Source organism: Pseudonocardia sp. GCM10023141 (assembly GCF_042653605.1).
In genome coordinates this window covers 95262-115268 of the sequence record NZ_JBHSIR010000025.1, presented here as the reverse complement: position 1 = coordinate 115268, position 20007 = coordinate 95262, and the positions used below count along the sequence as shown (strand labels likewise).

19 protein-coding genes are annotated in these 20007 nt (G+C 73.0%); 15 read left to right on the top strand and 4 right to left on the bottom strand.

The genetic code is table 11. The features are described from left to right. Window positions 1-328: 328 nt before the first annotated feature. From ACFPFQ_RS13915 to ACFPFQ_RS13900, 4 genes are all read left to right on the top strand, one after another. Window positions 329-469: a hypothetical protein gene (locus tag ACFPFQ_RS13915; protein ID WP_379618627.1), complete on the top strand. Its 141-nt coding sequence runs from the start codon at window positions 329-331 to the stop codon at window positions 467-469. Between the two features lie 220 nt (window positions 470-689). Next, complete coding sequence (locus ACFPFQ_RS13910) at window positions 690-3146, top strand: transglycosylase domain-containing protein (protein ID WP_379618625.1); 2457 nt, start codon at window positions 690-692, stop codon at window positions 3144-3146. A 64-nt stretch (window positions 3147-3210) separates the two neighbouring features. Next, the gene (locus ACFPFQ_RS13905; protein ID WP_379618623.1) at window positions 3211-3480 is read left to right on the top strand and encodes a hypothetical protein; all 270 of its coding nucleotides are present in this window, start codon (window positions 3211-3213) and stop codon (window positions 3478-3480) included. 23 nt (window positions 3481-3503) lie between these two features. Then, window positions 3504-4649, top strand: coding sequence for a DUF3500 domain-containing protein (locus ACFPFQ_RS13900; protein ID WP_379618621.1), 1146 nt, complete (start codon window positions 3504-3506; stop codon window positions 4647-4649). A gap of 88 nt (window positions 4650-4737) precedes the next feature. Here ACFPFQ_RS13900 and ACFPFQ_RS13895 read toward each other — a convergent pair whose 3' ends face one another. Beyond that, window positions 4738-7107, bottom strand: a complete 2370-nt coding sequence (locus ACFPFQ_RS13895) for a SpoIIE family protein phosphatase (protein ID WP_379618619.1) — start codon at window positions 7105-7107, stop codon at window positions 4738-4740. Window positions 7108-7154: 47 nt separating this feature from the next. Here ACFPFQ_RS13895 and ACFPFQ_RS13890 point away from each other — a divergent pair, with 47 nt between their 5' ends. The 4 genes from ACFPFQ_RS13890 to ACFPFQ_RS13875 all read left to right on the top strand — a co-directional run bounded on the left by ACFPFQ_RS13890 (window position 7155) and on the right by ACFPFQ_RS13875 (window position 10461). Continuing rightward, a complete protein-coding gene (locus ACFPFQ_RS13890; RefSeq protein ID WP_379618617.1) occupies window positions 7155-7979 on the top strand; it encodes a helix-turn-helix domain-containing protein in 825 nt (274 codons plus the stop codon). Between the two features lie 56 nt (window positions 7980-8035). Next, entirely contained in the window at window positions 8036-8404 is a 369-nt protein-coding gene (locus ACFPFQ_RS13885) for a VOC family protein (protein WP_379618615.1), read from the top strand. Continuing rightward, the gene (locus ACFPFQ_RS13880) at window positions 8401-8751 is read left to right on the top strand and encodes an MmcQ/YjbR family DNA-binding protein (RefSeq protein WP_379618613.1); all 351 of its coding nucleotides are present in this window, start codon (window positions 8401-8403) and stop codon (window positions 8749-8751) included. Before ACFPFQ_RS13885 ends, ACFPFQ_RS13880 begins: the two co-directional genes overlap by 4 nt. Before the next feature lie 957 nt (window positions 8752-9708). Further along, window positions 9709-10461 (top strand): alpha/beta fold hydrolase, encoded by a 753-nt coding sequence (locus tag ACFPFQ_RS13875; RefSeq protein WP_379618611.1) that lies wholly within the window; start codon window positions 9709-9711, stop codon window positions 10459-10461. A gap of 22 nt (window positions 10462-10483) precedes the next feature. Here the strand turns inward: ACFPFQ_RS13875 and ACFPFQ_RS13870 are convergent, their stop codons facing one another. Continuing rightward, window positions 10484-10999: an Lrp/AsnC family transcriptional regulator gene (locus tag ACFPFQ_RS13870; RefSeq protein ID WP_379618609.1), complete on the bottom strand. Its 516-nt coding sequence runs from the start codon at window positions 10997-10999 to the stop codon at window positions 10484-10486. Between the two features lie 94 nt (window positions 11000-11093). Here ACFPFQ_RS13870 and hppD point away from each other — a divergent pair, with 94 nt between their 5' ends. Then, window positions 11094-12239 carry a 4-hydroxyphenylpyruvate dioxygenase gene (hppD, locus tag ACFPFQ_RS13865; protein ID WP_379618607.1) on the top strand — a complete coding sequence of 382 codons (1146 nt, stop codon included), beginning with the start codon at window positions 11094-11096 and terminating at the stop codon, window positions 12237-12239. Between the two features lie 107 nt (window positions 12240-12346). Here hppD and ACFPFQ_RS13860 read toward each other — a convergent pair whose 3' ends face one another. Both ACFPFQ_RS13860 and ACFPFQ_RS13855 read right to left on the bottom strand, forming a co-directional pair. After that, window positions 12347-12769, bottom strand: coding sequence for a TIGR03668 family PPOX class F420-dependent oxidoreductase (locus tag ACFPFQ_RS13860; protein WP_379618605.1), 423 nt, complete (start codon window positions 12767-12769; stop codon window positions 12347-12349). Next, on the bottom strand, window positions 12762-13646 hold the full coding sequence (locus ACFPFQ_RS13855) for an SMP-30/gluconolactonase/LRE family protein (RefSeq protein WP_379618603.1): 885 nt from the start codon (window positions 13644-13646) through the stop codon (window positions 12762-12764). Before ACFPFQ_RS13855 ends, ACFPFQ_RS13860 begins: the two co-directional genes overlap by 8 nt. A gap of 149 nt (window positions 13647-13795) precedes the next feature. Here ACFPFQ_RS13855 and ACFPFQ_RS13850 point away from each other — a divergent pair, with 149 nt between their 5' ends. Genes ACFPFQ_RS13850 through ACFPFQ_RS13825 form a run of 6 tightly spaced genes read left to right on the top strand, consistent with a single transcriptional unit; the run spans window position 13796 to window position 19978 of the window. After that, window positions 13796-15460 carry an ABC transporter substrate-binding protein gene (locus ACFPFQ_RS13850; protein ID WP_379618601.1) on the top strand — a complete coding sequence of 555 codons (1665 nt, stop codon included), beginning with the start codon at window positions 13796-13798 and terminating at the stop codon, window positions 15458-15460. A 1-nt stretch (window position 15461) separates the two neighbouring features. Next, window positions 15462-16418, top strand: coding sequence for an ABC transporter permease (locus tag ACFPFQ_RS13845; RefSeq protein WP_379618599.1), 957 nt, complete (start codon window positions 15462-15464; stop codon window positions 16416-16418). Next, window positions 16415-17296, top strand: a complete 882-nt coding sequence (locus ACFPFQ_RS13840) for an ABC transporter permease (protein WP_379618597.1) — start codon at window positions 16415-16417, stop codon at window positions 17294-17296. The genes ACFPFQ_RS13845 and ACFPFQ_RS13840 overlap by 4 nt, the downstream gene beginning before the upstream one ends. Further along, window positions 17293-18267 carry an ABC transporter ATP-binding protein gene (locus ACFPFQ_RS13835; RefSeq protein WP_379618595.1) on the top strand — a complete coding sequence of 325 codons (975 nt, stop codon included), beginning with the start codon at window positions 17293-17295 and terminating at the stop codon, window positions 18265-18267. Before ACFPFQ_RS13840 ends, ACFPFQ_RS13835 begins: the two co-directional genes overlap by 4 nt. After that, complete coding sequence (locus ACFPFQ_RS13830) at window positions 18264-19292, top strand: ABC transporter ATP-binding protein (protein ID WP_379618593.1); 1029 nt, start codon at window positions 18264-18266, stop codon at window positions 19290-19292. Before ACFPFQ_RS13835 ends, ACFPFQ_RS13830 begins: the two co-directional genes overlap by 4 nt. Beyond that, the gene (locus ACFPFQ_RS13825) at window positions 19289-19978 is read left to right on the top strand and encodes a GntR family transcriptional regulator (protein WP_379618591.1); all 690 of its coding nucleotides are present in this window, start codon (window positions 19289-19291) and stop codon (window positions 19976-19978) included. The genes ACFPFQ_RS13830 and ACFPFQ_RS13825 overlap by 4 nt, the downstream gene beginning before the upstream one ends. The last annotated feature ends 29 nt before the right edge of the window (window positions 19979-20007 follow it).

The following is a 20007-nucleotide window of genomic DNA, read 5'->3' as shown; positions in this document are numbered from 1 at the left end:
CTGTGCGCATCCTCGTCGTCGCGTTCGGCTCCCGCGGCGCGGCCCGCCGACTGGCGCACGGGGCTCGACGTCGTCGGCTACTGGTGGCCCGCCGAGGACCCGGCATGGCAGCCGCCCACCCGGCTGGTGGAGTTCCTGGAAGCGGGCCCGCCGCCCGTCCTCGTCGGGTTCGGCAGCATGGCGGGCGGCCACGGCGGGCGGCTCGGCGAGCTCGTCGGCACCGCGCTGCGCCGCGCCGGGGTGCGCCGGGGTGCGCGGGATCGTCCAGTCGGGCTGGGCCGGCATCACGGGCGCCGGACCTGCTCACGATCGGGGACGTGCCGCACTCGTGGCTCCTCCCCGGACCGCCGCCGTCGTGCACCACCCGGGCGCCGGCACCATCGGTGCCGTGCCCGCGCAGCTCGCGCGGGAGGACGGGACCGGGGCCGCACTGGCGGCGATCGAGGCGCTGGCGAGCGGTCGGCGGTAGCCCTGTCGGGCCCGCTCGGGTGTGTTGTCCAGCCCGGCCGCATCCCCGTCGCCATACGGCCGTCCGGGCGGTGGCGCTCACGCTGCGTACCGGGTTTCGGGCCGATGACAGACCTGCGACGCCGAGGCAAATATCCATCGGGTGATGTCTTCACCGCTCCCACACCGCGCCCGTCCGGGGGTCCGTTGGACCGCCGAGAGCCCGACGGGAGGTGGAGCGTTTGTCCGGAGCACACACGACGCGCACCACCCGCATCCCCGTCGAGACGCCCCGCGGTGGGCCCCGTCGCATCCCCACCGGACCGGTCCCGCGATCCACCCGGCGCGCCCACCTGACGGGCACCGGCTGGTGGAACCCGCCGAAGCGTTCCCGGCAGGGCTCCGGTGCCGAGGACTCCGCCCGGCACCGCATCACCGACGCCACCGACCTGATCCCGGCCGTCACGGACCCGCCGCCGTCCGGCGGCTCCGATCGCCGCACCGGCCGAGCCCCGAAGCCCGGCCGTACCCCGAAGCCCGGCCGCAGGCGCCGCATCGTGCTGCGGATGCTCATCGGCACGGCCGCGGCCGCCGTCGTGGTGCCGGCGCTCGCGTTCGTCATCGGCTACCTGATCTTCCCCGTGCCCGGCACCGACGACGCCGTGAAGAGCCAGGTCTCGCTGGTCTCCTATGCGGACGGGAGCCAGCTCACCCGGCTCGTCCCCGACCAGGGCAACCGCATCAAGGTCTCGATCGACGCCGTGCCGGTGCCGGTGCGCCACGCCGTGCTCGCCGCCGAGGACCGCACGTTCTACTCCAACCCCGGCTTCGACGTCGTCGGCATCCTGCGCGCGGTGTGGAACCAGCTGCGCGGTGGCGACGGCGGGGGGTCGACGATCACCCAGCAGTTCGTCAAGAAGACACTGGTCGGGGACGAGCAGACGTTGTGGCGCAAGTACAAGGAGCTCGTGCTCGCGGTCAAGATCTCCCAGGAGCGGTCGAAGGACCAGATCCTCGGCGACTACCTCAACGCGATCTACTTCGGCCGCGGCGCCTACGGCATCCAGGCCGCCGCCCAGGCGTACTTCGGCAAGAACGTGCAGGACCTCGACGCCGCCGAGGGAGCACTGCTGGCCGGGGTGATCCAGTCCCCGTCGCGGTGGGACCCCGCCGTCGACCCCGAGAAGGCCGTCGACCGCTGGACGTTCGTGCTCAACGGGATGGTCGAGCAGGGCTGGCTCGACCCGGCGGCGCGTGCCGCGGCGACGTTCCCCACGACCGTGGCGCGCAAGGCCGTGGCCGGGGGCGTGCCCACCGACAGCAGGGGCCACATCGTCGCGGCGGTGACGGCCGAGCTGGAGGAGCTCGGCATCACCGAGCAGGACGTCACGCAGGAGGGCCTGCGGATCACCACCACGATCGACCCGAAGCAGCAGCAGGAGGCCGTCGACGCCGCCCACGACACGCTCGACGGGCAGCCGGTGAACCTGCGCAACGCGATGGTCGCGATCAACCCCGGTACCGGCGGGGTGCTCGCCTACTACGGCGGTGACAACGGGCTCGGCCTCGACTACGCCCGCACCCGCAGGCTCGCCGGCTCCACGTTCAAGCCCTTCGTCGTGCTCGCCGCGCTCCAGCAGGACCCGCCCGTCGGCATCGGTGAGGTCTTCGACGGCAACCCCGTGCCCGGGCTGCGCAACGCCGAGGGCGCCGAGTGCCCCCGCTGCAACCTCAAACAGGCCATGACGGTGTCCAACAACGTCGTGTTCAACTCGCTGGCCAAGCAGGTCGGGCCGGTCAACGTCGCGGCGGCCGCGCACTCGGCCGGCATCACCTCCCCGCTCGACGACCCCAACGAGGGCATCGCGTTGGGCAACAAGGAGGTCAGCACCTTCGAGCTGGCCTCGGCCTACGCCACCCTCGCCGCCGGCGGGGTGTGGCACCAGCCGCACCTGGTCCAGTCCGTGGTCACCGCCGACAACCGCGTGCTCTACGACGCGGCGACGAACGGCGAGCAGCGCTTCCCCGAGCGCGTCGCGCGCAACGTCACCGAGGCGATGCTCGACGTCGCGGACCACGACGGGCTGGCGCTGCCGGGTGGGCGGCCGGTGGCCGCGAAGACCGGCACCGTGCAGTCCCGGTTCGAGGGCCAGAACAACGATGCGTGGATGGCCGGTTTCACCCCGAACGTCGCGGCGGCGGTGTGGATGGGCACCGACATGAACTCCCCGATCCGCACGGCCGCGGGCCGTCCGATCGAGGGGGCGAGCCTTCCCGGCGAGGTCTGGAAGCACTTCATGGTCGCGGTGACCGCTCCGGAGCCGATCGAGCAGTTCCCGCCGTTCCGGGCGATCGGGCAGGCCCCGGTGGAGGAGGTGCCGAACCGGCTGCCCGCCGATCCCCCGTCGCCCGCGCCGGGCACGCCCGCCCCGGGTGCACCCCCGCTCCCCGGCCAACCCCCGAACGGCCAACCCCCGAACGGGCAGGGCACGGTCGCTCAGCACCCGGTCGGCCAGCCCCCCGGCGCCGCACCCGCCGTGCCGCCCGCCGACCAGGCCGCCGGTGCCGCGCCCGCGCCGGCGCAGCCCGACGCCTTCCCCGCGCGCGGTCCCGTCGGTGCCCGGCCCCAGCCCCAGCCCGAACCCCTGCCCCAATCCCAGCCCCAGCCGGTGTGCACGCTCGAGCATCCCTGCGGCTGACCAGCAACCGCTTCGTCCCGGGTTGGCGCTGTCGGCGGCCGCGCGGCGTGGCTACCGTGGGCGGATGGCTTCGCAGCGCCACGACACCCGCTCGTTCGACGTGGTGGCGTGGCCTGCCGAGCGCCGGCTCGTGCTCTACGTCCCGGAGATCGAGGCCGCCACCACCGTCGCCGCCATGCCCGACGCCGACGCCGCAGCTCGCTCCCTGATCGCCGACCTCACCGGCCTCGACGCGGGTGCGATCCGCTGCGAGATCACGCTGGGGCGCGCGCCGGGCGGGTTCGGCGGGCCGGCGCAGATCGGCTGGCCGCCCCCGGGGCTGCCTCCTGGCTGACCGGGCGGCACTAGTGTCGAGACATGGCATCCGACGATCCCGCTCGCGCCGTCGCGTCGTCCATGGCCGAGGCGGCGCAGCTGTGGTTGCAGACGCTCGACCCGCAGCAGCGCAGCACCGGCACGGGTGCCGGACCCGCCGCCGACGCCACGACCGATGCGGAGCGGCGCCGCTGGTTCTACACCCCGACCGATCACGGTGGCCTCACGATCCACCAGCAGCGTCCCGCGCAGCAGCGCGCCGCGATGCGACTCGTCGCGTCCGGGCTCTCGGCGGCCGGCTACACCACCGCTGCCACGGTGATGGGCCTGGAGAACGTCCTGGACCGCACCGAGGGCTTCACCGTGGCCTTCGACCGCGAGCGCGGCCGCGACCCGGGGCTCTACTACCTGCGCGTCTTCGGGGAGCCGGGCGACACCGGGGCCTGGGGGTGGCGCTTCGGCGGGCACCACGTGTCGCTCAACAACCTGGTCGTCGACGGGCGCGTCGTCGCCACCACCCCGTGCTTCCTGGGCGCCGACCCGGCCGCGTCCCCGCTGCTGGGCTCCACGTTGCGGCCGCTGGCCGGGCCGGAGGACCTGGCCCGCGAGCTCGTCCGCTCCCTGAAGCCCGACCTCGCCGCCGCGGCGCTGCTCGTGCCGCGGGCACCCACCGACATCATCGGCGCCAACCGCTCCCGCATCACCGAGGGCGACGAGCTGATCCCGCTGGTCGGGATCTGGCGCGCCCCGTTCCGCGACGAGGCCGCCCAGGCGGCGCTGCAGACCATGAGTGACACGGCCGAGCGGACCAGCGGGGTCGACGCGGCCGAGCACCGGGCGCTGGCCCTGTCGGCCTCCCCGAAGGGCGTGGCCGCCGCCGCGTTCGACGCCGAGCAGCGCGAGCTGCTGCGGGCGCTGCTGGCCACCTATCTCGGCCGGGTGCCCGACGGCGTCTCCCCGCTCGCGCGCTACGGCGACGACGCCGCACTCGACGCGGTCCACCTGGCCTGGGCGGGCTCCACGGCGGCGGGCGAACCGCACTACTACCGGCTCCAGGGCCCCGGCCTGCTCACGGAGTACGACAACACCCAGCGCCAGGTCAACCACGCCCACTCGGTGTGGCGCGACCCGGAGGCCGACTTCGGCCTCGACGTGCTCGCCGGGCACCGCGCGGCGCACCACAGCTGACGCTCGCACACATCTCCGGGGCACGGCACACACCGCACACGGTGTGTGCCGTGGCGCCGCGGTGTGTGCGAGCTTCGGTGCGCCCCGATCAGGGGGCGATGCGCAGGGCGAGCACCACCACGTCGTCGCCGGTGTCGGCCCGACTCCCGCGCACGATGTGGTCGCAGAACTGCTCCAGCGTCAGGCCGGCCGCCTCCCGCACCAGGTCGAGCAGCAGCTCCGAGGCCTCGTCGTCGGGATCGCGGCGCCGCTCGACGAGCCCGTCGGTGTAGAGCAGCAGGGTGTCGCCGGGGGTCAGCCGCACCTCGTGGTCGCGGCGCGCGGCGTCCGGATCGACGCCCAGCACCACGTCGGCACCGCCGGGCAGCAGCCGCGGCTCCCCCGCGGCGTCCACCAGCAGCGGTACCGGGTGCCCCGCGTTCGACCAGCGGAACACCGGCTGCTCCGCGTCCCACCCGATCCGCCCGTAGATCAACGTGGTGAACCGGGTGACGCCCAGCCCGCAGGCCACCCGGTCGAGCCTGCTCACCACGTCCGACGGCGCGCCGACACTGTCGTGCGCGAGACCGCGCAGCATGCTGCGCAGCTGGCCCATCGCCATGGCGGCGGGCAGGTCGTGGCCGACGACGTCGCCGACCCCGACCGCGAGGTCACCACCTGGCAGCGGGAACGCGTCGTACCAGTCCCCGCCGACCTGCAGCCCAGCCGCCGCGGGCAGGTACCGGGCCACGATCCGCACCCCCGGATGCACCGGAGGCTCGCTCAGCATCGCGCTCTGCAGGGCCACCGACACCTGCCGGCTCTGCTGGTAGGTGACGGCCATGTCGACGGCGGCCGAGGCGCGTTCGGCGAGCTCACCGACCAGCGCGAGGTCGTCGTCGGTGTAGCGCGGGCGGTCACCGCAGCCGAGGAACAGCAGCGACGCCACCACCACGCCGCGCGACACGACGGGCGCCACGAGCATCGAGTGCACCGTGACGTCGCTGCCCCACTGCTGCTGCGCCGCGGGCGCGCGCCACATCGGGGCCGGTTCGGCGGGTGCCGCTACCCGGACCGGGGCGGCGGTACGGGCGCTGCGCGCGATCGGGTGGTCGGCGCCGAAGACGAACCGGTCCTCGTCCGACGGCGACTCCGGGATGCCGGGCGCGATCCGCATCACCGAGCGCCGCCCGGTGACGGCGTCCGAGCCAGGGATCGGGGGATCCAGCAGGTAGACGCGGCACAGGTCGGCGAACTCCGGCACCACGGCCGCTGCCAGCGCCTCCAGCTCGCCCTCCGGTTCCAGCGCGGCCTTCATCGCCAGCGTGGCGTCGGCCAGCACCTCGAGCCGGTCGCGGGCGCGGATGGCGTCGTCGATGTCGGCCTCCGTGCCCACCCACTCCACGACCCGCCCGCCCGCGTGCACCGGCACGGCGCGGGTGCGGAACCACCGGTAGCCCGATTCGGTCCGCAGCCGGTAGACGCGGGCGAACACCTCGGGCGGATCCGCCACCGCGGCGGCCCGCCAGGCGGCCCCGACCGACTCGCGGTGCGCGGGATGCACCGCGTCGAGGAAGCCCCAGCCGTCGTGCTCGTCCTCGCGCTGGCCGGTGATCGCCCGCAGTGCCGGGGCGTCGGTGGCCGCGCTGCCGTCCGCCGCACGGATCCAGACCGCCGCGCTGGTGGCCGCGACCAGGCTCTGGTAGCGGTTGAGCGCATGCTCGCGCTCGGTCGCGAGCGCCTCGAGCTCGCGGCGGGTGCGCTCGTCCTCGGTGACGTCCACGAGCACCACACCGACACCGACGATCGCCCCGTCGGCGCTGCGGACGGGGTAGTAGTACATCCGCCACTCCTGGAACGGGCCGTTGCCGTGCCAGAGCCTGCCGCGCACCGGGACGTCCGCCCGCGCCTTGCCGTCGGTGAGCACCGCGCGCAGGCCCGCGGCGATCGCGGCCCCGACCGGCCCGTGCACGTCCTCGAGCGTGCGCCCGATCCGGGCGTCGACCGAGCCGCCGTCGATGTCGAGCACGGCCTCGTTCACCCGGCGGTAGCGCAGCTCGGTGTCGAAGTACGCCAGCCCGACGGGTGCGGTCTTCCACAGGGCGTCGAGCAGCGCGAACGCCTCGTCCTCCGCGGCCGTGTCGCCGACGTCCTGCAGCAGCCCGACGAACGAGCCCGCGGGGCCGGGGGTCGCCCGGAACCAGACGGTACGACCGGTGCGGGGCAGTGCGGGCACCCGGCCGCTGAACGGGCGGCCCGCACGCAGCTCGGCGAGGATGCGGTCGAGCGCGCGCAGATCGACGGTGGGCCCCGGCGTCGCGTTCGACGTGTCGAGCCCGAGGAGGTCCTCGCGCGTCCACCCCGTGAGTGCCTCGGCGCCCGCGCTCCAGACGACGATGCGACCGGACGCGTCCACGGCGAAGATCCCCGCGGGCAGCGCATCCACCACCCCGGCGAGAGCGTCGTCGGACCGGTCCACGCGCGCATCGTAGGTGGAGATCGTCGGGGCCTGCCATGCTGGAGTGCATGGCAGGCGCCGAGCTGTCGGAGTACGTCCCGGGACGGCCCCACCCGGCCCTCTCGCGGCACGTCGTGCGCTACGGCGGGTACCGGGAGTACAGCGCGGTGCCGCTGTGCCGTCGCCAGGTGCCGACCGGCACCTGCACGCTGATCCTCGGCTTCGGGCCCGTCCTGCGGATGCACGGACCGGCCGGGTCGTCGACGGCAGCGTCGTTCCTCGCGGGGATGCACGACGCCGCGGTCGTCACGGAGTTCTGCGGCGGGCAGCACGGGCTGCAGGTCGACCTGACGCCGCTGGGTGTCTACGAGCTGTTAGGCCGCCCGATGCCCGAGCTCACCAACGTCACGCCGCTGGTCGACGAGCTCGACATCCCGGAGCTCGCGACGCTGCCGGAGCGGCTGGCGGCGGACCCGGGCTGGCCGCAGCGCTTCGCCCGCGTCGACGCGGTGCTGCGGCGCCGGCTCGACGCCGCCCGCCGGCAGCCGGATCCCGAGGTGCGCTGGGCATGGCACCGGCTCGTGCGCACCGGCGGGGCCGTGGGCGTCCAGCAGCTCGCCGAGGAGACGGGCTGGAGCCGCCGGCACCTGCTCACCCGGTTCCGGTCCCAGGTGGGGCTGGCCCCCAAGCCGGCGGCCCGGGTGCTGCGCCTGCAGCGCGCCGCCACGATGCTCGTGCCGACGATGGCCGACGGCGGACCCGGCACCGCGGTGCGTCTTCCGCTCGCCGACGTGGCCGCGAGCTGCGGCTACGCCGACCACGCCCACCTCGTGCGCGAGTTCCGGGCGCTCGCCGGCTGCACCCCCACGCAGTACCTGGCCGGGTGGGGTTGATCGCCGGTGCCCATTCGTTCAAGCCCATGGGCGCCGGGGCGCCCTACGGTCGCGGCATGAGCATCCACGTCACGCTGAAGTACGCCGACGCCGACGCCGCACTCGCGTTCCTCACCGGCCCGCTCGGTCTCACCGAGGTGCAGGTCAACCGGGATGGCGCGGGCACCATCGCGCATGCCGAGCTGGCGCACGGCACCGACGTCCTGCTGGTGGGCACCCGCAACGGTGGCGAGTTCGACACCGGGAAGGCCGTGGTCTACCTGGCCGTGGACGATCCCGACGCGCACCACGCCCGCGCCGTCGCAGCCGGCGCGACGGTGGTCCAGCAGCTGGTCGACCAGCCCTACGGCTCGCGCGAGTACGCCGTGTCCGACCCGGAGGGCAACATCTGGTCGATCGGCACGTACCGGCCGGGCGTCTCGTGACCGATCCGCTGCCGCGCCTGCGCGCGCTCTGCACGGCCCTGCCCGAGGTGCAGGAGAAGGTCAGCCACGGCGAGCCGACCTGGTTCGTCCGCAAGGTGTTCGTGATGTATGCCGACCACCACCACGACGACCGCGTCGCCTTCTGGTGTGCGGCCCCGACCGGCGCGCAGGAGGCGCTGGTCGGAGCGCGACCCGACCAGTTCTTCCGGCCGCCCTACGTCGGGGGCCGGGGCTGGCTCGGGGTGTGGCTCGACGTTCCTCTCGACTGGGCGGAGATCGCCGAGCTCGTCGCCGACGCCTACCGGGCGATCGCGCCCCGCAAGCTGGTCGCGCAGCTGGATATCTAACGGGGCTTCGCCCCAGCCCGACGAGTCATGCCGTGGTCGGGTTGGCATGGGGGGTTCCGGTCGGCGCGGAGACCGTGACGGCGTGCCGGTCACGGTGTATGACATGGCTGCCACCACCGCGGCGACGGAGCGGAGGAGCCCCGCTGCTTGCTCAAGTGGGTCTCACTCGACGTGGCTCCGGTCCACGAGGTCGGGCGTGTCGCGCCTGAACCTGACCGCCGGGTCACACCGAGCGTGCACATCGACTACAAGAACACCCGGATCAAGCAGTACCACGAGGAAGGACGGGCACTACGGACCGAAACCACGATCAACAACCCCGGCGACTTCGGGATCAAGAAACGGCTGACATCTGCCCGCCCTACGGGAGATCGGCTTCTCCGCCAACAGGCGCCTGCTCGGTGTCCAACGACCCAGCCACAACCCCATCCGCGCCGCCGAGGCGTTCACCGCCGTGCACGACCCCATCATCACCGAAGACGGCACCCGCATCGCCGGGCTCCGCCAGGGTGACCCTGCTCGCCGAGCTCCTCGGCACACACACCGACGAGATCAGCGCCGGCCAGGTCAGCTACGACCTACGCCGACTCCGCGCGCATGGCCTGATCACCCGCGTCCACACAGTCACCGCTATCGCGTCACCGACACCGGGCTACACCAGGCCATGTTGATCACCCACGTTCAGACCCGTGTCCTCCAGCCTGGCCTGGCCCAGCTCACCGACCCCGCGCCCCCAACACCCACCGCGCTACGCGCGGCCGCTCGCAACTACCAACACGTACTCGACCAACTCACCCAGGAGGCCGGACTTGCTGCATGAACCCCGAACTTGACTCGATCACACCGACTTCGTCGGCCCACGTCTTCTGGTGCGGCGGCCACAAACGTCCACCGGGTCCCTCGCGCGCCCAGGCGGCGACCCGGCAACGTTCGTGGCCACGGCACTAGAGTTGGCGTGTGGCCGCACTCCCGCTGATCGACGTTCCGGGCGGCCGCGTCGAGTACGACGACGTCCCCGGCGACCCGGCGCTCGGGCCGCTGCTGTTCCTGCACGAGGGACTGGGCTCGGTCGGGCTCTGGCGCGGCTTCCACCACCGCATCGCCGCCGCCACCGGACGCCGGGCCGTCGCGTACTCGCGGCTGGGCCACGGCTACTCCGACCTGACCACCGACAAGCGGGCCCCGCGGTTCATGCACGACGAGGCGACGATCGTGGTGCCGGCTCTGTGCGCAGCCCTCGAGCTGCAGCGGCCCGTGCTCGTGGGCCACAGCGACGGGGCGTCGATCGCGCTGCTCACCCGCGAGGTGTCGGCGATGGTGGTGATGGCGCCGCACGTCATCGTCGAGGAGGTGGGGCTGCGGGGCATCGACACCGCCCGGCGCGCCTACACCGAGGGCGGGCTGCGCGCGCGGATGAGCCGCCACCACCGCGACCCCGACATCACGTTCTGGAACTGGAACGAGGTGTGGCTCGACGACGCCTTCCGCGACTGGGACCTGCGCCCCGAGCTCGCCGCCATCACCTGCCCGGTGCTCGCGATCCAGGGCACGGCCGACCCGTACGGCACGGTCGCGCACGTCGAGGCGATCCGGGACTCGGCCCGGGGCCCCGTCGAGCTGCTGGTGCTGGACGGCGGCCACGCGCCCCACGAGGAGCACCCCGAGGTGGTGGAGCGGGCCATCACGACGTTCCTGGCCCCGCTGGGCTGACGAACGCGCGTCAGGGACGGCGTCAGGGTCTGCGGAAGTGCGGCGCCCGCGACGGCGCCGGGGCCCCCGCGGCGCGCAGCAGCGGCAGGGTGCGCGGCGCCACCACCTCCGAGAGCACCACGACGCTCGTGGAGCGCATCACCGACGTCGAGCGGTCGATCTGCAGCAGCGTGGCGTGCAGCGACTCGTGCGAGGCCGCGGCGAGGTGGCACAGCACGTCGGCCGTGCCGGTGGTGGCGTAGGCCGACAGCACGCCGGGGATGGCGTCCAGCTCGGCCCGGACGTCCTCGATGGCTCCCTGCGCGATCTCCAGCGACACGAAGGCCTGGACGCCGAAGCCGGCGGCGGGCAGCCCGATGTCCGGGCCGTACCCGGTGATGACGCCGGACTGCTCGAGCCGTTCGAGCCGGGCGGTGACGGTGGCACGTGCCACGCGAGCGAGCCGGGAGAGCTCCAGCGCCCCGGCCCGCGGGTGCGCCGAGAGCAGCGCGATGAGCTCGACGTCGAGCGCGTCGAGCGGGGTGGTCGGTCCGGTCATCTCCAGCACGCTCCAGCGCCACTGAGCTATACGCTGTGCATAGCTCCACCAGACGAGCTTGTCACAGCGCCTATCTACACCTCTACTGGTGTGCATGACGGACATGCTGATCGATCCCCTCATCGGGGAAGTCGCGCACGACGACTCCGCCGACGCCTTCCCGGTGCTCGGCCTCGACCACATCCGCTTCGCCGTCGGCAACGCCCGGCAGGCGGCGCACTGGTACTCCACGGCGTTCGGCATGGAGGTGATCGCCTACCGCGGTCCCGAGACCGGCCACGCCGACCTCTCGGAGTACGTCCTCAAGGCCGGCTCCGCCCGGTTCGTCATCGCCGGTGAGGTGCACTCGGGCACGGCGGTCGGCGCGCACGTCGCGAAGCACGGTGACGGTGTCACCGACCTCGCCATCGCCGTACCCGACGTCGACGCGGCCGTAGCGCACGCCCGCGCCAGCGGCGCCGTCGTCCTGGAGGAGCCGCAGACGCTTTCCGACGAGCACGGCACGCTGCGCTTCGCCTCGATCGCGAGCTACGGCGACACCCGCCACACCCTCGTCGACCGCTCCGCCTACACCGGGCCGTGGGCGCCCGGATTCGTTACGCGCGGCCCGGTGTTCCCGAAGCCGGAGAAGCGCTTCTTCCAGGCGATCGACCACGCCGTCGGCAACGTCGAACTGGGCCGCATGGACGAGTGGGTCGCCTTCTACAACCGCGTCATGGGCTTCACGAACATGGCGGAGTTCGTCGGCGAGGACATCGCCACCGAGTACTCAGCCTTGATGAGCAAGGTGGTGGCGAGCGGCAACCACCGCGTCAAGTTCCCGCTCAACGAGCCCGCCGAGGGCAAGAAGCGCTCGCAGATCGACGAGTACCTGCAGTTCAACGAGGGTCCCGGGGTGCAGCACATCGCGCTGGCCACCAGTGACATCGTGGCGTCGGTGCGCGCGATGCGGGCGATGGGCGTGGAGTTCCTCGCCACCCCCGACAGCTACTACGACACGCTCGCGGAGTGGGTGGGCGACACCCGCGTTCCCGTCGAGACGCTGCGCGAGCTGTCGATCCTCGCCGACCGCGACGAGGACGGCTACCTCCTGCAGATCTTCACCAAGCCCGTCCAGGACCGCCCGACGGTGTTCTTCGAGCTCATCGAGCGCCACGGCTCCCTGGGCTTCGGCAAGGGGAACTTCAAGGCCCTGTTCGAGGCCATCGAGCGGGAGCAGGAGCGGCGCGGCAACCTCTAGCCGCCACGCTCCGTCACCGCGCCACCGTCGAGAACGACGTTGTGATGATCAACAGGGCCTGTTGATCATCGTAACGTCGTTCTCGACGGTCCGGGGGGCACGCTGGGTCACCGCGCTACCCACCCGCTCCAGCGCTGCGGCGTCACCACCAGCACGTCCCCGTCGGGCGGGGCCGCGGCGTAGGGCTCGTACTTCGCCACCAGCGCCGCCAGTGCCCGGTCCCGCAGCGCGCCCGACCTGTGGACGGCGGCCGTCCCGTCCACGCGCACCCACCACAGCTGCGACCAGTCGTCGTCGTAGTGGTCGACGACCAGCCCGACGCGCGGGTCGCGTGCCACGTCGGCCAGCCGGGCCAGCCGCGTGCTCCGCTTGGCCTTCACCACGTCCACCGCGGAGCAGATCAGGCCCTCCACCAGCACGAACGTCATCGGGACCAGGCGGGGCGTGCCGTCGGCGCGCAGCGTCGCCAGCCGGGCCACCCGCGCCGCGGCCAGCCGTGAGCGCTGCTGCTCCGCGGCGAGCTCAGGCACCCGGTCCCGCCACGTCGACCCGGAACGCGAGCAGCCGCGCCTCGCGGGTGTCGCGCCGCTCGTGCTCGGCGAACCCGGGCGCGGCGCACAGGTAGAGCGTGCGGCCGTCGTCGCCGCCCAGCACGCATGCGTAGACGCCGGTGCCCGCGTCGACCGCGTCCACGATCGCGCCGTCCACCACCCGGACCGCCCGGTTGCCCAGCGCGTCGGCCGCCCAGACGCCGCCCTCGGCGTCGGCGCAGATCCCGTCCGGCGCCACGGCGAGCTGCCCCAGCGCCTCCCCGACCGCGGTGGTCGCCGGGACGTCGCCGAAGCGGGCCCAGTCCCGCCGCGGTCCCAGCGTGCCGTCGCCACCGATGTCGAACGCGCTGATCCGGTTGCCGAACGTCTCCGCGACGACCAGGGTGCCGTTGATGATCACCGCCCCGTTGGGGAAGTGCAGTCCCTCCGCCGCGACGTGCGTGGTGCCGTCGGGATCCACGCGCACCAGCACGGCGGTGTCCATCGGCGCGTCCGCCATGAGGTCGAACCCGAAGTTGCCGACGTAGGCGCGCCCCGCGGCATCGACGACCATGTCGTTGAGGTGCCCGGTGGCGTGTGCCGACAGGTCGGCATGGGTCACGAGCGCGCCGTCGGCCTCTCGGCGCAGCAGCCGCCCGTCCCGCATCGAGACGATCAGCAGCCGCCCGTCGGGCAACCATCCCAGCCCAGCGGGCTGGGCAGGGACCTCGGCCTCGACCTGCAGGTCGCTCCCGTCAGGCGCTGCGGACAGGACGCGGTGGGTGTAGAAGTCCGACATCCAGAGGCGCCCCCCGTGCCAGCGGGGGGCTTCCAGGAACGACAGCTTCTCGAGCACGACGGTGGGTTCGGCGGTCATGCACCCATCCTGGCGGCCGCCGCGACGGCGGTCCACGCGCGCTTCGCAGCGGTCCGTCGATGACAACCCGGTAAAGACGGGGAGGCACCCCCTTCCCTGGATCCTGTATACAACATAGGGTCGCCCTCTTCCCTGGCAGAGGAGATCTGATGGCGTCCGCACTTGAGGCAACGACCCGTCGACGGCCGTGGCGAGCCGCGGTCACAGCCATGGCACTGGGCACGGTCGCGGCCATGCTCGCCGCCTGCGCTGCAGTCCAGACCTCTGCGCCACCAGGAGACACGGCGCCGTCGGCCGACTCCTACGGCAGCGTCGCCGACCCCGCAGCCGTCAAGAACGGCGGCACCCTCGTGGTCGCGCTGTCGGCGGAGCCCGACCAACTCGACCCGACACTGTCGCGCTCGTTGTATACGCGATACGTCTTCCAGACGATGTGCCAGAAGCTCTACGACATCGACCAGACCACGAAGATCGTTCCGCAGCTGGCCACGGCACTGCCCACGATCTCGCCCGACGGCAAGACGGTGACGATCCCCGTCCGCGAGGGTGTGAAGTTCGCCGACGGCACCCCGTTCAACGCGGCCGCGGTCAAGACCACCTTCGAGCGCAACCTCACGCTCAAGACCTCGGGCCGCAAGAGCGAGCTGGGCCCGATCACCGGGGTCACCGCACCGGACGACAAGACCGTCGTGATCACGCTCTCGGCCCCGTTCGCCCCGCTCACCGCGGCGCTGACCGACCGCGCCGGCATGATCATGAGTCCGACGGCGCTGACCGCGCTCGGCGACAACTTCGGCACCGCGCCCGTCTGCGTCGGCCCGTTCAAGTTCGCCAAGCGCGTGGCCCAGAACTCGATCGACGTGGTGCGCGACCCGAACTACTACGACGCCGCCAACGTCCACCTCGACGGCATCAGCTACCGGATCATCACCGACGGCAGCATCCGGGCCGCCAACCTGCGTTCCGGTGACGCCCAGGTGGCCGACACGCTGTCCACCCAGGACGTGCCGGCACTGCGACAGGTCCCCGACCTGAGCGTGCTGGAGTCGAACTCGCTGGGCTACCAGGGCATCACGTTCAACGTCGGCAACGTCGCGGGCATCGGCAAGCCCACCGGCAAGAAGGGCACCCCCGTCGCCGACGACGAGCGGGTGCGGCAGGCCTTCGACATGGCCGTCGACCGCGAGGGGCTCGCGCGCACCGTGTTCGGCGGGCTCGTCTCACCGGCCTGCTCGGCGATCAGCCCCGACAGCGAGTTCAGCAGCGAGGCAGCGCAGGCCTGCCCGAAGCACGATCCGGCGGCGGCGAAGGCGCTGCTGCAGCAGGCCGGCGTCCCGGTGCCCTACAAGCTGACGTTCGTGGTGTCCAACAACCCCGACACGCTGCGGCTGGCGCAGGCGCTGCAGGCCACGGTGAACGAGGGCGGCTTCGACCTCACGATCCAGCCCGTCGAGTACTCCGCGCTGCTCGACCAGCAGGACCGCGGCGACTTCCAGGTGCTGCAGCTGGGCTGGTCGGGCCGGATCGACCCGGACGCCAACCTGGCGAACTTCATCGGCACCGGCGGCGGCCAGAACGTGGCCGGCTTCAGCGACCCGGCGATCGACGCGCTGCTCACCGCGGCGCGCACGAGCACCGACAAGGCCGAGCGCGTCAAGATCTACGGTCAGGTGGTGGCGGCGTCGCAGAAGGCCGACCCGATCGTCTACCTCTACCGGCAGCGCAACCTGACCGGCGTCACGAAGAAGGTGGCGGGCGTGCAGGTCTTCGCCGACGGCGTGATCCGGCTGGCCAACGCGGGGTACGTGAAGTGACGTGCGCCGCTACCTGCTGAACCGGCTGTGGCAGTCGGCGGTGACCCTGCTGCTGGCCACGATCGTCGTGTTCCTGGGCGTGCGGGCACTTCCCGGTGACCCGGCGCTCGCGTTCGCGGGCGAGGAGCGCGACCCGGCCTCGCTCGCGGCGATCCGCGAGAAGCTCGGTCTCGACGACTCGCTGGTCGTGCAGTACGGCAAGTTCCTGCTCGGCTGCCTGCAGGGCGACCTGGGCCGCTCCACCCGCACGCGCATCCCGGTCACCGAGATGATCGGGAGCGCGCTGCCGGTCACCATCGAGCTCGCCGTGCTCGCGCTCGCCGTCGCCATCGTGCTCGGCGGCATCGCCGGCGTGGTGGCGGCGGTGCGGCGCGGGCGGCCCAGCGAGTGGGTCGCGAACGCGCTGGCGCTGCTGGGCCTGTCGGTGCCGAACTTCTGGCTCGGGCTGATCGCGATCCTCTACCTCGCGGTCGGTCTGGGCTGGTTCCCGGCGTCGGGATTCGTCCCGCTGCTCGACGACCCGATCGACAACCTGCACCACCTGGTGCTGCCCGCGGTCGTGCTGGGCGCGGCGCTGGCGGCCGTCGTGATGCGCCAGACCCGGTCGTCGATGCTCGAGTCGCTCGGGGCCGACTACATCCGCACCGCCCGGGCGAAGGGCGTGGCGCCGCGCTCGATCGTGATGAGCCACGCGCTGCGCAACAGCCTCGTCGTCGTCGTGACGATCGTGGGACTGCAGCTGGGCACGCTCATCTCCGGCGCCGTCGTCACGGAACGGATCTTCGGGCTGCCCGGCTTCGGCAAGATGACGGTGGACGCGGTGTTCCAGCGCGACTACCCGGTGATCCAGGGGGTGGTGCTGGTGACAGCAACCGCGTACGTACTGATCAACTTCCTCGTCGACCTGACGTACTCGCTGATCGACCCGCGGATCCGGGTGACGGGGGCGGTGGCATGACCGCGACCGTCGAGATCACGACGCCGCCCACCGATCCCGCGCCGCGGCGGCGGCAGGTGCTGCGCAGGCTGCGGCGCAGCCCGCTGGGCGTCACCGGGTTCGTGGTGCTCGCGATCGCGGTGCTCGCGGCCGTGCTGGCCCCGCTGCTCGCGCCCTACTCCCCCGCGCAGGTCCACTTCAACGCGCAGTTCCAGAAGCCCGGCACGGTCGGCTTCCTGCTGGGCACCGACGACCTGGGCCGCGACATCCTTTCGCGCATCCTGTTCGGACTGCGCGCCTCGCTCGAGGTCGGCCTGCTCGCCGTCTGCGTCGCACTGCTCGCCGGCGTGCCGCTCGGGCTCGCGGCGGGCTACTTCCGCACGCTCGACGCGTTGATCTCGCGGTTCACCGACCTGCTGCTGGCCTTCCCGTTCCTGGTGCTGGCGGTCGGTCTGGCCGCGATCCGCGGCGCCAGCCTCGGCAACGCCGCGCTGGCCATCGGCATCGCCCAGATCCCGGCGATGATCCGCGTGGTCCGCTCGGAGACGTTGCGGCTCAAGAACCTCGACTTCGTCGCAGCCTCGGTGGTGGACGGCGCGAGCGACGGGTGGGTGCTGGGCCGCCACGTGCTGCCCAACGCGATCTCGGCGGTGATCGTGCAGGCCACGGTCGCGATCCCGGCCGCCATCCTGGGTGAGGCGGTGCTGTCGTTCCTCGGGCTCGGCATCCAACCGCCCGACCCGAGCCTGGGCACCATGCTGTCGGACGCCCAGCAGTACGCGGCCAAGGCGCCGTGGACGGCGGTGGTGCCGGGGCTCGCGATCATGTTGGTGGCGCTGGCGTTCAACCTGTTCGGCGACGCGCTGCGCGACGCGCTCGACCCCCGGAGCTCGCGATGACCCCCGTGCTGCAGGTCCGCGACCTGACCGTCACCTTCCGCACCGACGACGGCCCGGTCTCGGCCGTCGACGGCGTCTCCTTCGACGTGGCGCCGGGCGAGGTGCTGGCCGTGGTCGGCGAGTCCGGGTGCGGCAAGAGCGTCACGGCCATGAGCCTCTCGGGGCTGCTCCCGCCCTCGGCCACCGTGACGGGATCGGTGCGGCTGCGCGGGAAGGAGCTGGTCGGCGCCGCCGAACCGGACCTCCGCAGGATTCGCGGCGCCGAGGTGGCCTACGTCTTCCAGGAACCGATGAGCTCGCTCAACCCCGTGTTCACGATCGGGCGCCAGATCGCCGAGGTGCTGCGCATCCACCAGGGGATGTCGCGGCGCCAGGCACTGGCCAGAGCCGTCGAGCTGCTCGGGCTCGTCGGGATCCCGGAGCCTGCGCGCCGCGTCGGTGAGTACCCGCACCAGTTCTCCGGCGGCATGCGCCAGCGCGTGATGATCGCGATGGCGCTGGCGTGCGACCCGTCGGTGCTGGTGGCCGACGAACCGACCACCGCGCTCGACGTCACGGTGCAGGCCGCCGTGCTCGACCTGCTGCGCGACCTCGGCTCCCGGCTCGACACCGCGATCGTGCTGATCACCCACGACCTCGGGGTCGTCGCCGACATCGCCGACCGGGTGCTGGTGATGTACGCGGGCCGGGTCGTGGAGACCGGGCGCACGCAGGAGATGTTCGACGCGCCCGCCCATCACTACACCATCGGGCTGCTCGGGGCGGTACCCGCCGCCGGCCGCCGTGCCGCCGACGGCCGCCTGCGGGAGATCCCCGGGCTGGTGCCCGTGCTGTCCGGGCAACCCGACGCCTGCACCTTCGCCGACCGCTGCGGCGCGGCCGATGCCCGGTGCCGCGGCACGGCACCCGCGCTGCAGACCCGCGCGGGCGAGCACGCCGTGTCCTGCTGGCACCCGGTCGGTGCGGCATGACCGAAGCCATGACGTCCGCGGCACCCGAACCCGCTGCGGACGAACCCGCTGCCCTGGAGCTCACCGACCTCGTCATGCACTTCGGCCCGGTCCGTGCCGTCGACGGGGTCAGCCTGCGCATCGAGCGCGGGAAGGTGCTCGCGCTGGTCGGCGAGAGCGGTTCGGGCAAGTCGACGGTCGGGCGCTGCGTGGTGCGGCTGCTCACCCCGACCGCAGGCACCGTCGCGCTCGCCGGCACCGACGTGTCCCGGCTGAGCAGGCGGGCGCTGCGCAGCCACCGGCGCGACGTGTCGATCGTCTTCCAGGACCCGGCCAGCTCGCTGGACCCCCGGCTGACCGTCGGCGACATCGTCGGGGAGCCGTTGCGCCTGCTCGATCTCGCCCCGCGTCGCCAGGAACGGGACGCGAAGGTCGGCGATGCGCTCGAGCAGGTCGGGCTGCGCCGCCAGGTGGCGCAGCGCTACCCGCACGAGATGTCGGGCGGGCAGCGCCAGCGGGTGAGCATCGCCCGCGCGCTCGTCTCGTCGCCGCGGCTGCTCGTGGCCGACGAGCCCACCAGCGCGCTGGACGTCTCCGTGCAGGCCTCGGTCCTCAACCTGCTCGCCGACCTGCAGCGCGACCTCGGCTTCGCGTGCCTGTTCATCACCCACGACCTCGCGGCCGTCGAGTACCTCGCCGACGAGGTGGCCGTGATGTACCTGGGCCGGCTCGTCGAGCAGGGCACGCGCGAGGCGGTGTTCGACACGCCCCGCCACCCCTACACGCAGGCGCTGCTCTCCGCGGCGCCACTGGCCGACCCGCGCGAGCAGCGGGCCCGGCAGCGGGTCCTGCTCAGCGGCGAGATCCCGTCCCCGACGGACCCACCGCCCGGCTGCCGGTTCCACACCCGCTGCCCGGTGGCGCAGGACCGGTGCCGCGTCGAGGTCCCCGAACTGCACACCACCCCGCACGGGCAGGTCGCGTGCCACCTCGTCGACGCCGACGGCGTCGGCCCGGACGTCCGGATCCCGGCGGAGCGGCCGTGACCGCCGACCAGCGGCTCGCGCAGACGCTCGGCGACCGGCACGTCCCACTGCGCGACCAGGTGCTCGAGGAGCTGCGCGACCGGATCATCACCGGCCGCTACGCCCCCGGCGAGCGGCTCACCGAGGAGCGGCTCGCGCAGGACTTCGGGGTGTCGCGCAACCCCGTGCGGGAGGCGTTGCGCACGGCGGAGGCCGAGGGGTTCGTGCGGATGCAGCCGCGACGCGGCGTGCTCGTCGCGCGCCCCGACGCCTCGACGATCCGCGACCTGTTCGCCATCAGGGGGCGCCTCGAGCCCCTCGCCGCCCGGCTCGCCGCCGAGCGCGCCACCGCCGAGGACGTCACCGCGCTGCACAGCCTGCTCGACGCGGCCCGCGCCGCGACCGACCGCGGCGAGCTCGACCGGGTGGCCGTCCTCAACTCCCGGCTGCACCAGAAGGTGATCGACATCGGCGGCAACGTCTGGCTGTCGGCGATCACGACATCGCTCTACCGCCACGTCCAGTGGGTGTTCACGCTCACGGTCTCGCACCGGGCGCCGCACTCGTGGACCGAGCACGTCCGGCTGGTCGAGGCGATCGCCGCCCACGATCCCGACACGGCGGAGGTACTCGCCGCCGCGCACGTCGAGGCTGCGGCGGTGGCGGCCGGGCGCGCCCGGGAAGAAGATGGGACCTCGCCTGGTTGAGCGGCTTAGTTGCTAGCTCAACTTCTTGG

What these genes read in the sequence shown, in the direction of transcription:
- ACFPFQ_RS13905 (WP_379618623.1), top strand. Translation starts at nt 3,211, where the DNA reads ATGGCTTCGCAGCGCCACGACACCCGCTCGTTCGACGTGGTGGCGTGG.
- ACFPFQ_RS13900 (WP_379618621.1), top strand. Translation starts at nt 3,504, where the DNA reads ATGGCATCCGACGATCCCGCTCGCGCCGTCGCGTCGTCCATGGCCGAG.
- ACFPFQ_RS13890 (WP_379618617.1), top strand. Translation starts at nt 7,155, where the DNA reads ATGGCAGGCGCCGAGCTGTCGGAGTACGTCCCGGGACGGCCCCACCCG.
- ACFPFQ_RS13885 (WP_379618615.1), top strand. Translation starts at nt 8,036, where the DNA reads ATGAGCATCCACGTCACGCTGAAGTACGCCGACGCCGACGCCGCACTC.
- ACFPFQ_RS13870 (WP_379618609.1), bottom strand. Translation starts at nt 10,999, where the DNA reads ATGACCGGACCGACCACCCCGCTCGACGCGCTCGACGTCGAGCTCATC.
- hppD (WP_379618607.1), top strand. Translation starts at nt 11,094, where the DNA reads ATGACGGACATGCTGATCGATCCCCTCATCGGGGAAGTCGCGCACGAC.
- ACFPFQ_RS13855 (WP_379618603.1), bottom strand. Translation starts at nt 13,646, where the DNA reads ATGACCGCCGAACCCACCGTCGTGCTCGAGAAGCTGTCGTTCCTGGAA.
- ACFPFQ_RS13850 (WP_379618601.1), top strand. Translation starts at nt 13,796, where the DNA reads ATGGCGTCCGCACTTGAGGCAACGACCCGTCGACGGCCGTGGCGAGCC.
- ACFPFQ_RS13840 (WP_379618597.1), top strand. Translation starts at nt 16,415, where the DNA reads ATGACCGCGACCGTCGAGATCACGACGCCGCCCACCGATCCCGCGCCG.
- ACFPFQ_RS13835 (WP_379618595.1), top strand. Translation starts at nt 17,293, where the DNA reads ATGACCCCCGTGCTGCAGGTCCGCGACCTGACCGTCACCTTCCGCACC.
- ACFPFQ_RS13830 (WP_379618593.1), top strand. Translation starts at nt 18,264, where the DNA reads ATGACCGAAGCCATGACGTCCGCGGCACCCGAACCCGCTGCGGACGAA.